This window comes from Bacillus sp. SW14, assembly GCF_047608225.1.
Lineage (GTDB): Bacteria > Bacillota > Bacilli > Bacillales > Bacillaceae > Bacillus > Bacillus subtilis_G.
The window spans coordinates 3,603,757-3,620,813 of sequence record NZ_JBLKRW010000001.1 but is presented as its reverse complement, the minus strand read 5'-3'; the positions used below and the strand labels follow the sequence as shown (position 1 = coordinate 3,620,813).

Below are 17,057 nucleotides of genomic sequence, written 5' to 3'. Positions count from 1 at the left end.
ATGAGTAATTCTAACAATTCGAATCACGGAGCTGAAATTGCTGTTATCGGAATGGCAGGCCGATTTCCGGGTGCGAAAAACATGCAGGAGTTTTGGAGCAATTTGATAAATGCGAAAGAGACGATTTCTTTTTTCACTGATGAGGAACTGAGAGAAGAAGGCGTGGATGAAGAGCTGCTGAATAATCCGCGATTTGTAAAAGCAAAAGGAATTGTGGAGGACGTAGACCTGTTTGACGCCGGCTTCTTTGACTATACGCCAAAGGAAGCTGCTATGATGGATCCGCAGTTCCGAATCTTTCATGAATGTGTGTGGACCGCGTTGGAAGACGCTGGATACGATCCCTTCACTTACAAAGGGCAGATCGGCCTTTATACAGGAGCCGGCCTCAATGCAGAATGGGTGCTGAGGGCTCTTCAGGGGGCAAAACATGGAGAAGACTCAAAGACGCTGGAAACAGCTGTTTTGAATATGAGAGATTATATGGCAACACTTATTTCTTATAAGCTTAACCTGAAAGGGCCGAGCATGATGGTGCAGACTGCTTGCTCAACCTCGATGGTCTCTATTCACCTTGCTGCCCAGGCTTTGTTAAATGGAGACTGCCATATGGCGGTTGCAGGCGGAGTCTCTATCCGCCTGCCGCAAAAATCCGGGTATCTCTACCAAGAAGGTATGATCCATTCTCCAGACGGGCATTGCCGCGTCTTTGATGATGAGGCGGCGGGCACAGTATTTGGAGACGGGGCAGGAGCGGTCATTTTAAAAACGCTAGAAGATGCCGAAGCAGACGGAGATCATATTTATGCTGTTATAAAAGGTACTGCAATCAATAATGACGGCAGCAGAAAGGTTGGATATACAGCGCCGAGCACCAAAGGCCAGGTAACAGCTATCAAAACAGCCCTGCACATGGCAGAGGTGGAGCCTGAAACCATTACGTATGTCGAGGCTCACGGCACAGGGACGACACTCGGTGACCCGATAGAAATAGAAGCGTTAAAACAAGCTTATCAAACAGACCGTCGCGGCTACTGTAGAATTGGTTCTGTCAAATCCAACATTGGTCATTTAAATGATGCGTCAGGTGTGGCTGGATTTATGAAAGCAGTTCTAAGCTTAAAGCATAAAATGATTCCGCCGACTCTGAGTTTCGAAAAGCCAAACGCCAAAATCGATTTTGAGCAATCACCATTTGTCGTCAACACGGAACTTACCCCTTGGGAAGAAAACGAATTCCCGCGCAGAGCGGGCGTTAGTTCATTTGGCATAGGAGGAACAAATGGCCATGTCATATTAGAGGAAGCACCGGCGCATCACAAGGCAGCGGAAAGACACGACGCGGAACTCTTATTGCTGTCAGCCAAAACACCGGCCGCTTTAAACAACATGACAGACCGGCTATCAAACTATTTCATGAAAAATCAGCAAGCCAATTTGGCAGCCGCCGCATATACCCTCAAAGTAGGGCGTCATTCGTTCCCTTATAAAAAAGCAATTGTGGCAGCGGATGTGCCTGAGCTTCTTCAGGCTATTCATGAAAATGACTATGAGTCTGTTAAAACCGGAAGCTCTCAATCAGCAAGCCGGCCCGTTGTCTTTCTTTTTCCGGGACAGGGGGCGCAGTATGTTGATATGGCTAAAGGGCTTTACAATTCTGTACCGATTTTTAAAGAGGAGCTCGACGCCTGTTTTGACATATTAAAAAATCATATGGATACAGATCCGCGCTCGGTGCTTTTCTCTGACAATAAGCAGCATGATGCGAAACTGATTAATCAAACTGAATATACGCAGCCTCTTCTGTTCTGTATCGAATATTCACTTGCAAAAATGCTGATAGATTGGGGAATTAAGCCGAAAGCAATGGCGGGGCACAGCATCGGTGAATATACGGCTGCAGCCATATCGGGTGTGCTCTCATTGGAAGATGCGCTTGACATCGTCAGCTTTCGAGGGGCAGCGCTCCAAAATTTGCCGTCCGGATCTATGCTTAGCGTATCCTTAAGCGAAGCAGACATCAAACCGTATACAGGCGAAACCGTTTCAATCGCTGCGGTGAATGCGCCAAATTCATGTGTTGTCTCAGGGGAACTAGACGAGATTGAGGCATTGGAAAGGAAGTTGAGCGCCGAGGGGCATAGCTGCAGAAAACTCCATACATCTCATGCCTTCCATTCACATATGATGGAACCGGTTTTAGAGAGCATGAAACATAAACTCTCTGCCTATCAATTTGAAAATCAAAAGATTCCGTTTGTTTCAAATGTAACAGGGAATTGGATCACAGACGAAGAAGCCGGAGATCCGGCATATTGGGCTCACCATTTACGTGGGACCGTCAGATTTATGGACTGCGCAAAACGTTTAAAAGAAGAATTAAATCCGATTTTTATAGAGGTTGGCCCTGGAAACGCTTTGCGGTCGTTTGTCAGCAAGCTGTATCAGGCGGAGGATCAGCCGCAAATCGCCATTCAGCTGTTAAGGCACCCGAAGGAGTCAGCCTCCGATTATCGGTATTTGCTAAGCAGGCTGGGAGATATGTGGCTGCACGGGGTTCCGATCGACTGGAAAGCTTTTTATGAGCAGGAGCAATGCCAGCTTATTCCGCTTCCAACGTATCCTTTCGAAAGAGAAAGATATTGGATTGGCCGGACAAATGAACAGTCGGGAACACCGGTGGCAGAAAATTTTCAGCTTTTGGTGCCTGAGCAAGTAAATGACGAGAAGACAGCGGATACAGAATCAGATGTTCCATTGAATGAGACAGAAGCGGCTTTGGCGGTCATGTGGAAGGACATTCTCGGAGTCAAACATGTCACATTCGATACACATTTCTTTGAAACAGGAGGGCATTCATTAAACGCCACTGGCCTGATTTCCCGCATTCACAAGGAATTTGGAGCGGAGCTTACATTAAGCGACGTATTTCAGCATCCGACAATCCGTGCGCTTGCCGCACTTATTGAGCGTTCTGACCGAAATCAATATACATCCATTCAGCCTTCAGAAATAAAAGACGTGTACAGGCTTTCAGCGGCACAGCGGAGAACGTATTTGATTCATCAGAGAATCGGGCAAGTCACCACATATAACATGCCGATGGCCCTTTTATGCTTCGGGAAAATTGATGCCGCCCGCTTCGAGGACACATTCAAAAAGCTGATCGAAAGGCATGAAACACTGCGTACAACCTTTGAAATTAAAGATGGAGAACCTGTTCAGAGAATCCATCATAACTTTAATTTTTCGATTGAACAGACCGAAGCGAGAATGGATGAGCTCGATGACGAAATCAGTTCATTTATACGGCCGTTTGACCTTAAGGTCTCTCCATTAATTCGGGTGAAATTCGTCAAAATTGAAGAAGAAAAACATGCGTTGCTTGTTGATATGCACAATATTGTGGCGGACGGCGCCTCGATGAATATTTTCATAAAAGAATTTACTCAATTATATAGAGGGGAACAGCTCCCAGAAAAAATCATTCAGTATAAAGATTTTGCGGAGTGGCAGCAGACATTTTTTAATAGTGACATGTTTAAACGCCAAAAAGAGTATTGGCTGAAACAGCTTGAGGGTGAAGTGCCTGTGCTGAATATGCCTCTTGATTATGAACGCAAAGAACAAAGCTTTTTAGGCAGGGCAATCAAGTTTACAATCCCGACGCGCGTTTTAGAAAAGCTTGAAAAAATCGGAGAGGCGCAGCAGCTGACCAACAATGTCATGCTGTTTCAGCTCTATGCCATGCTTTTGTCCAGCTATACAAAACAGCAGGAGTTGATGATCGGGTCATTGGTGGCAGGCCGGCGTCATGCGGATATTGAGAATACGATCGGAATGTTTACAAACTTTTTGCCGATCAAAATTCATTTAAATCCTGAAGAATCGTTTGCCGGCAACCTTCAACACACTAAACAAACTCTGCTTGAAGCTTATGACCATCAAGATTATCCGTACGATCAAATGGCAGAAACGCTGAAGCCGGTGATCAAGCCGAACCGCAACCCTTTCTTTGACACCATGCTGATCTATCATAATGAGTATGACCCGAATATAAAAATGGAGGCCGGCGGATTAACATTTGAAACATATGAATTCGCAAAAGGCATTTCAAAGCTTGATATGAAAATGGACGTCGTCAAGGAAGTGACGGGAGAGCTTAAATGTGTGCTTCAATACAACCGATCTCTTTTCACTCATGAATCCATGCAGGCATTTGTTTCTCATTTTATCTCTCTTGCTGAAAAAGCTGCGGAAGAGCCTGAAAAACGCATAAAGGACATTCCGGTGCTGAGCCAAAAAGAGCAGGAAGAGGCCGAACGAAAAAGGGAGAGAGAGTCAAATCGAGTCATCGCGTGCCCATTAACCATTTGTTCCAATTTTACGGCTGATCCGATTGTGCCTTACCTCAAATGGTGGGGCGAACAGTTTGATATCAAGCTTGAAATCAAGCTGTCTCCTTACGGACAGGTGTTTCAAGAATTGCTTAATGAAGAAAGTTTACTGTCACAGCAAAAAAATGGTGCCAGCCTGCTGTTGATTCGCCTTGAGGATTTGGCGGGGGATTCAGGCCTTTCTTTGGAAGAAAGAATGGCCCACGTTCAATATAATTCAGATGAACTGCTCGCCATCATTAAACAAAAGAAAAAAGAAGTGCCTTATTTCATTGGATTGCTGCCGCTGGAAAATGTGAAAGAGCAGGAGCTTCGGGATATTCTTGTACAGTCCCAGCAGAATTGGATCACGGGGCTTGCTGGAGAAACGGATGTACATTTGATTGATCTCCGACAGCTGCATCAAACATACCAGCTTGATGCCATATTTGACCCGCAAAGTGAAAGAGCGGCAAGAATACCGTTTACTGAAGAATTTTATGCGGCGATGGGAACACGGGTGGCCCGTGAGTTTGCGGCATGGCTCAAACCGCCATTTAAAGTGGCCGCCATCGATTGTGACGGCACTTTGTGGAGCGGAACCGTGTCTGAAACTGGGGCGGAAGGGATCTTGATTACGCCTGCCCATCGAGCGCTGCAGCAATTTTTAAAGAGAAAACAAGAAGAAGGTTTGCTCCTTGTGCTTTCAAGCAGAAATAATGAAGAAGACGTCTGGAATGTGTTTGAACGACATCCAGATATGATTTTGAAGAAAGAGGACTTTGTCCTGTCACGCATTAATTGGGATGAGAAAGCCAGAAACATGAAAGAAATGGCCGATGAGCTGAACATTTCAGTGGATCGGTTCATATTCTTAGATGATGATCCGGCTCAATGCCTGGAAATGACCGAACGCCTGCCAGAGGTTCTGACCTTGCTTCTGCCATCTGATACAGATTCTATTCCGATGTTCTTAGAACATGTCTGGGCATTTGACAGGTTCACAGTGACAGAAGCTGATCAAAAGCGCACGGAACGATATTTGGCCGCGCAAGAAAGAAAAATAGAATTGAATACGTCCCGTTCGCTTGAAGAATTTCTTTCCGGTTTACATCTGCGTATAGCCTTGACTGAGATGACAGAAGAGCATTTGCCGCGAGTTGCTCAAATGAGCGCGAGAATTAATCAGTTCAATATGAATCCGTCAGTCTACCGTGAGGAGCAGATTGCCCAGCGGCTCAGTACGGACGGCCATATCGGCTGGATCGTTGAAGCAGCGGACAGATTCAGTGATGAAGGCATCGTCGGTGCAATTATGGGAATTCGAACAGAAGACTCATTAAAGTTAGATACTTTCCTTCTTAGCTGTCGCGCACTAGGCAAAGGAATTGAACATAAATTGCTGTCGGGTCTTGCTTCATATGCAAGGGATAAACAGCTTGCGTCGTTGTCCTTGGAGTTTAAGGATTCAGGCAGAAACCGCGCCTTTTCTGAATTTTTGGCTGCACATCGTTTTAAGAAAGAGACGGGCTCGTTAAAAACGGTTTATCACATATCCGCCGATGAGGTAGAGGATCAAAGCAGGCATATTGAATGGGCATCCTCTTTACAGCCTTCGTCTGGCAAAAAGGAGAAAGCGATTGCGGATGACGGATTGCAACCCGCTTTAATGGAAAACACAAGCGCTCATTGGGAAGTGCTGCATGCTGAGAAATCCTTGCATTCTCCATATTTACTGGCCTTAGATACTCATCAGCCGAAGCATTTGCGGGCGCTGCTAGTAAAGGAACAATTAGGAGCTGAAACAGAAGATAGCGGACCGAAGACAGAACAGCAAAAAATACTTGTGGACATTTGGAAGGAAATCCTCCACTTGGATTATGTAGGAATTGACAACGATTTCTTTGATTTGGGAGGAAATTCGTTGCTCGCTGTCAAAATGGAAGTAGAGATGGAAAAGAAAGGCTGGTATGTTGATGAGTTGAATCATGCGAAAAAACACACGATAAGGGAATTATCTAAATATATGAAGAGGGAGAATCAGCATGCATAAAGATATTAAAGCAATTTTTGATGAAGATAAGGTTTTGGCAGAAGGTGCCGTTATATATGGATTTACTAGAGATCAAGTACAGTTTTTAGCGGATGCGGAAAACTATGTGTATGAGTTTGCCAAAGACAATGAATCTTATATTTTAAAGATTACACACACGATTCGCCGGTCGCCGGATTATATAATGGGAGAGATGGAATGGCTCCACCATCTTGCTGAAGGCGGGCTTTCAGTCGCCAAACCAATTCCGTCGTTAACCGGTAAAGATGTTGAGGAAGTGCCGGACGGAAACGGCGGAGCATTTTTATTGAGAGTCTATGAAAAGGCGCCGGGTCATAAAGTAGACGAATCTGAGTGGAACGAAACCCTATTTTTCGAGCTTGGCAGATATACAGGGAAGATGCACAGCCTGACAAAAAGCTATAAACTGAGCAATCCTAGATTTAAAAGACAGGAGTGGGATGAAGAAGAGCAATTAAAGCTCAGAAAATATGTCCCCGAAGATCAGACAAAGGTTTTTCAAGAGGCGGACGATTTAATGAATGAGTTGCGTCAACTGCCAAAAAACCGTGACAGCTACGGCCTTGTTCACGCAGATCTTCACCATGGTAATTTTAACTGGGATCATGGTAAGATCACTACATTTGATTTTGATGATATTGGGTACAACTGGTTTGTGAATGATATCAGCATTCTCCTTTACAATGTCCTATGGTATCCAGTCGTCCCATATGAAAATAAAGCAGCCTTTACAGAAGAATTTATGATGCATTTTATAAAGGGATACAGGGAGGAAAATGAAATTGCCGCCGAGTGGCTCAAGAAAATCCCGGATTTCCTCCGTCTGCGCCATATGCTGATTTATGGATTGCTGCATCAAATGTTTGACCTTGATTCAATAGGAGAAGAAGAAAAAGAAATGCTTAAGGGATTCAGAAACGATATCGAAAATCAAACGCCGATAACCGAATTTGACTTTTCGAAGTTAGCGTAAGAAATTTGCGCCGATCCCCTTATTAAAAAACTCCGGCTCACGGGACTGACCCCCGTTTTTGAGACAGGGATCAAAACACCTTTTAAACAGCCAATTGCCGATAGTTTATCGGTGATTGGTTGTTTAGTTTCGTTTGAATACGAATATTGTTATAATAATGAATGTATTCTATGACAGTGCGTTCTACGATGGCGGTCGTGGTTCGATCAATGCTGTTAAGATAGAACGTTTCAGACTTTAGTGAGGAATGAAACGATTCGATGGAGGCATTATCAGCGGGCGTCCCTTTGCGGGACATGCTCATGGTAATGCCTTTTGTTTTAACAGCTTTCTGATACTCGTAAGATGTATACACAGATCCTTGGTCACTATGTAACACGCAGTTCTCAGGCAGTGTTGGCAGTTGATCAAGTGTGTGTAAGACAAAGTCTGTGTCCTGCTTATCTCCAATCGTAAAAGCAATCACTTCTCCATTGTATACATCCAATATACTGGAAAGGTACAATTGCTTCTGTCCATAAGGCAAATATGTGATGTCCGTTACTAGTTTTTCAAGAGGGCGATCAGACTGAAAGTTCCGATCCAATATATTATGGGCTACGGCATATGGCTGCCCGTTTTTCTTGCGTTTCTTCATCTTAACCCTGCACTGCCACTGATTTTTCTGCATGATACGCTGAACCGTTTTATGGTTAATGCACATTTCCTTTTTTAATAGGGCGGTGATTTTTCGATATCCATATCGATACTTGTGCTTTCGGCATACTACGCCAATTTGTTTCTCTAAATGCCGTTTGGGGTGATCTTTCGTCAGATTCTTCTTCCAACGATAATAAGACGCTCGTGAGATACCTAAATGAACACAGATATCCTGCACGGTCATTGTGCTGTGCAATCCTTCTACAAGTTCGACTGACGTTTGGCTATCAACTTCCTTTCCAATTCGTTGTACTTTTTTAAAACTTCATTCTGTTGTCTCAGGTAACGATTCTCTGCCTGCAGTTTCTCTAATTCGGAAGAATACTCCGGACCTTTTCCATAAGTGTATTGCTTACCAACAGGCTGTTCAAATCGATGTGTATCACCAGCCTTATACCATCTGACCCATGTCTTAATCTGCGTATTATTTTTGATATTCAACTCCTGCATGATCTCTTTCATAGGTACGCCTGCCAATCTCATTTCTACAGCCTTCTGTTTCACTTCAAGCGGATAACTCACTCTTGTCCCCATAGAAAAAACACCTCCAAGTCTAATTTCGGATAACAATCATCCGTATTCAAACTTGAAGGTGTTTTTATTTGTCTCATCTTATGGGGTCAGTCCCCACAGCCGGAGTTTTTTATTTTTGTTCTAAAATAGCAAAAATGTTTTTTGCCTGCTGCGTATTGTCGATGAGCCCCTTCCATTTTCCCTTCCCCGGACCGTAAGCATAAACCGGTACGTCTTCACCGGTGTGGGCTAACGTTGTCCAGCCTGAAAAAGACCGTTTATCAAAAATCAATTGAATGCTTTTTTGGACAGCAGCTGTATTTGATTGTGAGGCTGCGTTTTTCACCTGATTTATCTCATTTTCCGTCAGCTTCATATTAATATAAGTGCTAAGCACCTTTTCGGCATCTTGGCCTTCAGCGATCTTCTCTGCCATATAGCCCGGCGTTTTTTTAGCGGCGATGATTAGGGAAGGATCCCATTTATAGCCGGTCTCGCGCGTCATTCCCTCTGCACCGTAAGAGAAACCGCCTGTAGAGTGATCAGCTGTAATAATAACCAGTGTTTCTTTATCTTTTTTCGCAAAATCCAGAGCAGCTTGAACACCTTTCTCGAAATCTTCCATTTCGCTCAAAGCGCCCACCACGTCATTTTCGTGGGCTGCATTGTCTATATTGCTTCCTTCCAAAAGCATAAAAAAACCGTTTTCGTTCTTCTGTAACTGGGTGAGTGCCGCTTCTGTCATGTCTTTTAGAGAAGGTGTGCTGTTCTCTCTGTCAATCGCTTTATCTAATTCAACTTCTCCAAACAGTCCGAGCAGCTTATCGTGCTGGTTTTTTTTCAAGTCTTGCTTTGTGTTCACATAATGATAGCTGTCTTTTTGGAATTCTTCAGCAAGATTTCGGTCTTTGCGAATGAAATATTTCGCTCCGCCTCCGAGTAAAACATCAACCTTATGAGAACCATTAATACGTTCATCATAGAATTGGTCCGCAATTTCAGTGTAGTTTTTCCGTGAGACGTTATGTACACCGAAAGCAGCGGGGGTGGCGTCGGTTAAGTCCGAAGTCACGACGAAGCCGACGGACATCTTGTTCTCTTTGGCAGCTTCTGTTACGCTTTTGAGCTGCTGATGTTTGTTGTCTACTGCAATCGCATCATTATATGTTTTCGTTCCGGTTGCCATGGCGGTTGCAGCAGCCGAAGAATCAGTAATATTGTCTCTGGGATCGTTAGGATGTGTCATCTGCATGCCTGTTAAATAAGGGTCCCATGCTGTTTGGACGGGGGTATTCAGCTTTTCGCTTTTTAATGTCCTATAGCTGTTAATCATCGGCATACCCATTCCATCTCCGATGATTAAGATCACATTTTTAGGGTTCTTGCTGCTTGTCTTAGATGATTGAGAATGAGGAGAGGATATGAATTCTGTTATGGCAAAAACACTTAAGAAAGCAGTCAAAATGAGGGTGACAGTTACTGTAAAACGCGCTTTGGTAATAAGAAACATCTCCCTTGTTATATTTATTTACTAATATGTATTTTATTTGAAAATAATAGAGACTTCAATGCTTTTTTCGATAACAGCGAAAAACCAATAGGGAATCTAACCCCATTGGCTTTTACAATGTATCACATTTTACGCCGACTACGCCTTCAATGTCTTTAATGTCATAGTAGACATCGGTCGTGTACCTGTTTTTATGAACGCGGACCTTGACTTCCATGATTGGAAATTCCTTTTCACCCAGGTCGTCGATCCGGACGGAGTGCGTTTTAATATCTTTTCTTTTCATTTCTTTTAAAATATCTGTCATTTTGTCTTTATCCGAAAGCGACATTCTGATGCGGATGTCTTTTTCCTGCAGGCGGTCGGGACCGATTTTTCTGATCGCCCATGGTAAAAATTCCACGCTGATCAGGATGAACAGAAGACTGGCAAAGGCTTCTTTATAAAACCCGGCTCCGGTTGCCAGCCCAAGCCCCGCTGCACCCCAGATCATAGCTGATGTTGTCAGGCCGGAAATGACATCGTTGCTTTTCCGCAAGATGACACCGGCACCGATAAATCCGACGCCGGAGATAATTTGGGCCGGGAGACGCAGCGGGTCCATCATGATGCGATAGTATTTAGGGAAATGATATGCCGCATTAATACTGACGATCGTGAGCATGCATGAGCTGACGGCGATAACGATACAGGTTTTTAATCCGAGCGGCTTATTTTTTAATTCGCGCTCAAGCCCAATGACCATGCCAATCAATGTGGCAATGCCCAATTTTAATAAAATATCAGGATCAATATACCAGCTCAACAGCAACTTCCCCCTTCTCTAAGGTGTTTTTAAATAAATATGATTTTCTCACAGTATTTATAGCAAAACAAGAGCACAAAAGCCACCAAGCGGTGCTTGATGGCTTATTGCTTACTTTTTGCGTTTTAACAGCTTTTCCATGACACCGAATAATCGGTACGAGGCTTTTGCAGGACGTTTCGTGATCAAGCTCCCGATAATACCCGCGATCATACTCAGGAAAAATCCCGGTATCATTTCATAGAGTCCTGTAGAGTCAGCTAAACCAGTTGTAATCCAAATTAATACTGTCGCAGCTCCGACAACCATGGCTGAAAGAGCGCCCCATTCAGTCATCCGTTTCCAATACAGACTCAGAAGAATGGCAGGCCCGAAAGCAGAACCGAATCCGGCCCACGCATACCCAACCAAATCAAGAATCGTACTGCTTGGATTCAAGGACATCAGAATCGCAATGACCGCGATAATGAGCACTGACAGACGGCCGGTCATGACCAATTCTTTATCTGATGCTTCACGTCTGAAAAATGTCCGGTATAAATCCTCTGTCATTGCGCTCGCTGTGACCAGAAGCTGAGAAGAGATCGAACTCATAATCGCTGCTAAAATAGCAGACAGCAAAAATCCCGTAATCAATGGATGGAACAATATTTTAGAAAAAATAATGAAAATCGTTTCAGGATCACTTACAACAACTCCGAATTTATGTGCGTAAGCCACACCGACCAAACCCGTTAAAGTTGAACCGAGAATGGAGATCACCATCCAGCTCATCCCGATTCTGCGCGCGGGTTTTAAATCTTTGATATGTTTAATCGCCATAAAACGGATGATGATATGAGGCTGGCCATAGTAGCCTAAACCCCAGGCCAAATAAGAAATAATGCTAATGACGCTCGCGCCTTTAAAAATATCCAATAGCTTCGGGTCCACGGCTGAAATCTCATGTAAAGCAGGAGAGACGCCGCCCAGCTGGGTAAAAGCAACGATCGGCACAAGCACTAGTGCTGCAAACATGATCGCACCCTGTACAAAGTCAGTCAGACTGACAGCAAGGAAACCGCCAAACAGTGTGTATAACACGACAACGCCCGCAGTCAGCAGGAGTCCAAGTGTATAATCGGCTCCAAAAGCAGATTCAAATAATCTTCCGCCTGATACCATACCAGAAGACGTATACAATGTGAAAAAGATCATAATGATCAAAGCTGATACAATTTTAAGCACTGATGAAGAATGCTGGAATCTTTTATCAAAGAAATCGGGAATTGTAATCGCGTCATCCGCCGCTTCCGTATACGCTCTAAGACGCGGAGCCAAAAGAAGATAATTCGAATACGCGCCGATTGTCAAGCCGAGTGCAAGCCATAATGTCGACAAACCTGTGGCGAACATGGCCCCCGGAATTCCCATCAGCATCCATCCGCTCATATCCGCCGCACCGGCAGACAAAGCAGTGACAAACGGGCCGAGTCCTCTTCCCCCAAGCATGTAATCGTTGATATCAGTTGTTTTCCTAAATGAATACCAGCCGATTAACAGCATGGCAGTAAAGTAAATTCCTAACGATATAATAATTTCAATACTCACGTTTTACCCTCTCTTCAATCCTATAAATGTGACATCACCTCTCCAATTGATGGTGCCAGTTAAGTCTGGCGCAAGTGTGACCTATTTTGGTGCACTTGTTAACTTAACCTAACAAAGTATTCCCGGCCATTCAAGCGATGAAACTTTCAGCAGCAGTAAGAAATACCGCTGAAAACCTAGAAGGGACTAATAGATAAAGCGCTTTCATAAATGGATAAAATTAAAAATATTCAGAAAAATATTTTGTTTCTCCTTCGTCTCTTTTTAGTATAAAATATATGAGGTATTGTCTCGAAAACACAAGCCTGTTCCAAGGCGTTTTGTTGCTTTAAAGGGCTTGTTTTTGATATGATCAGTATTATATGACTTAACGGAGAAATATGTGGAGGTGGATCAGATGTCACGAATTTCAATAGAAGAAGTAAAGCACGTTGCGCACCTTGCGAGACTTGCGATTACAGAAGAAGAAGCAAAAATGTTCACTGAACAGCTTGACAGCATCATTTCATTTGCCGAGGAGCTTAATGAGGTTAACACAGACAATGTAGAGCCTACAACTCACGTGCTTCAAATGAAAAATGTCATGAGAGAAGATGAAGCGGGTAAAGGCCTTCCGGTTGAGGACGTTATGAAAAATGCGCCTGACCATAAAGACGGCTATATTCGTGTGCCATCAATTCTGGACTAAAGGAGGGACACAAGAATGTCATTATTTGACCATAAAATCACAGAATTAAAACAGCTCATACATAAAAAAGAGATTAAGATTTCTGATCTGGTTGACGAATCTTATAAACGCATCCAAGCGGTTGATGATAAGGTACAAGCCTTTTTGGCATTAGATGAAGAAAAAGCGCGAGCGTACGCCAAGGAGCTTGATGAAGCGGTTGACGGCCGTTCCGAGCACGGTCTTCTTTTTGGTATGCCGATCGGCGTAAAAGATAATATCGTAACAAAAGGGCTGCGCACAACATGCTCGAGCAAAATTCTCGAAAACTTTGATCCGATTTACGATGCTACTGTTGTTCAGCGCCTTCAAGATGCTGAAGCAGTCACAATCGGAAAATTGAACATGGACGAATTCGCCATGGGCTCATCTACCGAAAACTCAGCTTACAAGCTGACGAAAAACCCTTGGAACTTGGATACAGTTCCCGGCGGTTCAAGCGGCGGTTCAGCGGCTGCGGTTGCTGCGGGAGAAGTTCCGTTTTCTCTTGGATCTGACACAGGCGGCTCCATCCGTCAGCCGGCATCCTTCTGCGGCGTTGTCGGATTAAAGCCAACATACGGACGTGTACCCCGTTACGGATTGGTCGCATTTGCGTCTTCATTAGACCAAATCGGGCCGATTACTCGCACGGTTGAGGACAACGCATTTTTGCTTCAAGCGATTTCCGGCGCAGACAAAATGGACGCCACAAGCGCAAATGTGGATGTTCCTGATTTTCTTTCTTCATTAACTGGCGATATTAAAGGACTGAAAATCGCGGTTCCGAAAGAATATCTAGGTGAAGGTGTCGGCAAAGAAGCGAGAGAATCTGTTCTTGCCGCGCTGAAAGTTCTTGAAGGCCTCGGCGCTACATGGGAAGAAGTGTCTCTTCCGCACAGCAAATATGCGCTTGCGACATATTACCTGCTGTCATCATCTGAAGCGTCAGCCAACCTTGCACGCTTTGACGGCATCCGCTACGGCTACCGCACAGACAACGCGGACAATCTGATCGACCTTTACAAGCAAACGCGCGCTGAAGGTTTCGGAAATGAAGTCAAACGCCGCATCATGCTCGGAACGTTCGCTTTAAGCTCAGGCTACTACGATGCGTACTACAAAAAGGCGCAAAAAGTGCGTACGTTGATTAAGAAAGACTTCGAAGACGTATTTGAGAAATATGATGTGATTGTCGGACCGACGACACCGACACCTGCGTTTAAAATCGGTGAAAACACGAAAGATCCGCTCACAATGTACGCAAACGATATCTTAACGATTCCGGTCAACCTTGCCGGCGTACCGGGAATCAGCGTGCCATGCGGTTTAGCAGACGGACTTCCGCTCGGCCTGCAAATCATCGGAAAACACTTTGATGAAAGCACTGTATACCGCGTTGCTCATGCTTTTGAACAAGCGACAGACCATCATAAAGCAAAACCTGAACTGTAAGGGGTGAAAAGAATTGAACTTTGAAACGGTAATCGGACTTGAAGTCCACGTCGAGTTAAAAACAAAATCAAAAATTTTCTCAAGCTCTCCAACGCCATTCGGCGCGGAGGCGAATACACAGACAAGCGTCATTGACCTCGGATACCCGGGCGTCCTGCCTGTTCTGAACAAAGAAGCCGTTGAATTCGCAATGAAAGCCGCTATGGCGCTCAACTGTGAGGTCGCAACGGATACGAAGTTTGACCGCAAAAACTATTTCTATCCGGACAACCCGAAAGCGTACCAAATTTCTCAATTTGATAAGCCAATCGGCGAAAACGGCTGGATCGAAATTGAAGTCGACGGAAAAACAAAACGCATCGGCATCACACGTCTTCACCTTGAAGAAGATGCCGGAAAACTGACGCATACAGGCGACGGCTATTCTCTTGTTGACTACAACCGCCAGGGAACGCCGCTAGTTGAGATCGTATCAGAGCCGGATATCCGCACGCCGGAAGAAGCGTACGCGTACCTTGAAAAACTGAAGTCCATCATCCAATACACAGGCGTTTCTGACTGTAAAATGGAAGAAGGCTCGCTTCGCTGTGATGCCAATATCTCTCTTCGTCCGATCGGCCAAGAGGAATTCGGCACAAAAACAGAATTGAAAAACTTGAACTCCTTCGCGTTTGTTCAAAAAGGCCTTGAGCATGAAGAAAAACGCCAGGAGCAGGTTCTTCTTTCCGGCGGCGTCATCCAGCAGGAAACACGCCGTTACGACGAAGCAACGAAGAAAACCATTCTTATGCGTGTCAAAGAGGGATCTGACGATTACCGTTACTTCCCGGAGCCAGACCTTGTCGAGCTCTACATTGACGATGAGTGGAAGGAGCGCGTAAAAGCAAGCATTCCTGAGCTTCCGGATGAGCGCCGCAAGCGTTACATTGAAGAGCTTGGCTTGCCTGCATATGACGCGATGGTTCTGACGCTGACAAAAGAAATGGCTGATTTCTTTGAAGAAACCGTTCAAAACGGCGCTGAAGTTAAACAAGCGTCTAACTGGCTGATGGGTGAGGTATCAGCTTATCTGAACGCTGAGCAAAAAGAGCTTGCCGACGTTGCGCTGACACCTGAAGGCCTTGCCGGCATGATCAAATTGATTGAAAAAGGAACCATTTCTTCTAAGATCGCGAAGAAAGTGTTTAAGGAATTGATTGAAAAAGGCGGCGACGCTGAGAAGATTGTGAAAGAAAAAGGCCTCGTTCAGATTTCTGACGAAGGCGTGCTTCTGAAGCTTGTCACAGAGGCGCTTGACAACAATCCTCAATCAATCGAAGACTTTAAAAACGGGAAAGACCGTGCGATCGGCTTCCTTGTCGGACAGATTATGAAAGCGTCCAAAGGACAAGCCAACCCGCCGATGGTCAACAAAATCCTGCTTGAAGAAATTAAAAAACGCTAATAAAAAAGCAGCCCGCAGGGGCTGCTTTTTTGATGGTCAAATCGAGATGAAGACAGAGATCAGAGCCCGAAGCTTTTCAACTTCTTTGTCATTGGTTCCGGTTAAATTGGACAGCATGCCTTTCATAATCGGCTTGCGCGGTTTATCCTGAGACAGTTCTTCCGCGATGACATCAAGCGACACGGTGATATCCTCGGGCAGCGTGCTGTTTTCTTTCACTTTCTGAATGTCCTCAAGCAGCTGCTCTTTGCCCGCGGGCATCAGTCTGAAAATGTCTTTTGGCACAATCGGATTGAGAGTTGAACGACTCAGTCCCTGTACAAGGTCATCCAGTCTTTCGATGATAAAGGCTGAGATTTCTTCTGCATTAATGCTGAGTTCACCGTTAAATATCATGACATTCATATAGGAATGCACAATGCCTCTTGCCATGATGGAAAGGTCTGCGACGTACCGTTCGATTCCCTCGCCATAAGACGCCAGCAAGGCGTTCCGGTACAGTTTATCCGTCTCCGCGGTTATTTTGTAAAAGTATTGCTTGATCTCTTGATTCTCCGGAATAATATTTTCGGTAAGCAAAAGAACAATAAAATCTCTATGATCCCGGAAATCTTCAAATTGAGCGCCGATTTGCTTTTTCAGCACTTCCTTAGGCGGTTTTTCGGCGAGATCCTCTTCTATATGTTTCATTTTTTTCATAGACATGCCGATGTAATATTCGCAGGCTGATAACAGCAGCGCTTCTTTCGATTTGAAATGCAAATAAAAAGCGCCCTTCGAGATGCCGCATTCATTGGCGATTTCCTGGATTGTCGTAGCTGTGAATCCTTTTGTCGCAAATAAATGAATGCTGGTTTTTATGATTCTTTCTTTTTTTTCATTCATGACGTGCTTCCCCTTAATCCTTGAAAA

9 protein-coding genes and 1 pseudogene are annotated in these 17,057 nt (G+C 44.5%); 5 read left to right on the top strand and 5 right to left on the bottom strand.

What is annotated here, in order from left to right; genetic code table 11:
• Both ACMX2I_RS18400 and ACMX2I_RS18395 read left to right on the top strand, forming a co-directional pair.
• Positions 1–6,429: an HAD-IIIC family phosphatase gene (locus ACMX2I_RS18400; RefSeq protein WP_414957895.1), complete on the top strand. Its 6,429-nt coding sequence runs from the start codon at positions 1–3 to the stop codon at positions 6,427–6,429.
• The gene (locus ACMX2I_RS18395; protein WP_414957893.1) at positions 6,422–7,423 is read left to right on the top strand and encodes a phosphotransferase enzyme family protein; all 1,002 of its coding nucleotides are present in this window, start codon (positions 6,422–6,424) and stop codon (positions 7,421–7,423) included. Before ACMX2I_RS18400 ends, ACMX2I_RS18395 begins: the two co-directional genes overlap by 8 nt.
• Before the next feature lie 82 nt (positions 7,424–7,505).
• Here the strand turns inward: ACMX2I_RS18395 and ACMX2I_RS18390 are convergent.
• The 4 genes from ACMX2I_RS18390 to putP all read right to left on the bottom strand — a co-directional run bounded on the left by ACMX2I_RS18390 (position 7,506) and on the right by putP (position 12,540).
• Positions 7,506–8,656, bottom strand: a protein-coding gene (locus ACMX2I_RS18390) for an IS3 family transposase (RefSeq protein WP_414957891.1) whose coding sequence is annotated in 2 segments (ribosomal slippage) — positions 7,506–8,383 and positions 8,383–8,656 — 1,152 coding nt in all. Because the reading frame shifts where the segments join, the coding sequence is not laid out codon by codon here.
• Positions 8,657–8,765: 109 nt separating this feature from the next.
• The gene (locus ACMX2I_RS18385) at positions 8,766–10,145 is read right to left on the bottom strand and encodes an alkaline phosphatase (RefSeq protein WP_414957889.1); all 1,380 of its coding nucleotides are present in this window, start codon (positions 10,143–10,145) and stop codon (positions 8,766–8,768) included.
• Positions 10,146–10,257: 112 nt separating this feature from the next.
• Positions 10,258–10,956, bottom strand: coding sequence for an MgtC/SapB family protein (locus ACMX2I_RS18380; RefSeq protein ID WP_087991375.1), 699 nt, complete (start codon positions 10,954–10,956; stop codon positions 10,258–10,260).
• 105 nt (positions 10,957–11,061) lie between these two features.
• Complete coding sequence (gene putP, locus ACMX2I_RS18375) at positions 11,062–12,540, bottom strand: sodium/proline symporter PutP (RefSeq protein WP_148963519.1); 1,479 nt, start codon at positions 12,538–12,540, stop codon at positions 11,062–11,064.
• A gap of 397 nt (positions 12,541–12,937) precedes the next feature.
• Here putP and gatC point away from each other — a divergent pair, with 397 nt between their 5' ends.
• From gatC to gatB, 3 genes are read left to right on the top strand one after another with little or no spacing between them, the layout of a single operon-like run.
• The gene (gene gatC / locus ACMX2I_RS18370; protein WP_087991377.1) at positions 12,938–13,228 is read left to right on the top strand and encodes an Asp-tRNA(Asn)/Glu-tRNA(Gln) amidotransferase subunit GatC; all 291 of its coding nucleotides are present in this window, start codon (positions 12,938–12,940) and stop codon (positions 13,226–13,228) included.
• 15 nt (positions 13,229–13,243) lie between these two features.
• Positions 13,244–14,701, top strand: coding sequence for an Asp-tRNA(Asn)/Glu-tRNA(Gln) amidotransferase subunit GatA (gene gatA, locus ACMX2I_RS18365; RefSeq protein ID WP_087991378.1), 1,458 nt, complete (start codon positions 13,244–13,246; stop codon positions 14,699–14,701).
• 13 nt (positions 14,702–14,714) lie between these two features.
• Complete coding sequence (gatB, locus tag ACMX2I_RS18360) at positions 14,715–16,145, top strand: Asp-tRNA(Asn)/Glu-tRNA(Gln) amidotransferase subunit GatB (RefSeq protein WP_087991379.1); 1,431 nt, start codon at positions 14,715–14,717, stop codon at positions 16,143–16,145.
• Here the strand turns inward: gatB and ACMX2I_RS18355 are convergent.
• Positions 16,142–17,030 (bottom strand): annotated as a pseudogene (locus ACMX2I_RS18355) (TetR/AcrR family transcriptional regulator). The gene gatB and the pseudogene ACMX2I_RS18355 overlap by 4 nt on opposite strands.
• Positions 17,031–17,057: the final 27 nt, after the last annotated feature.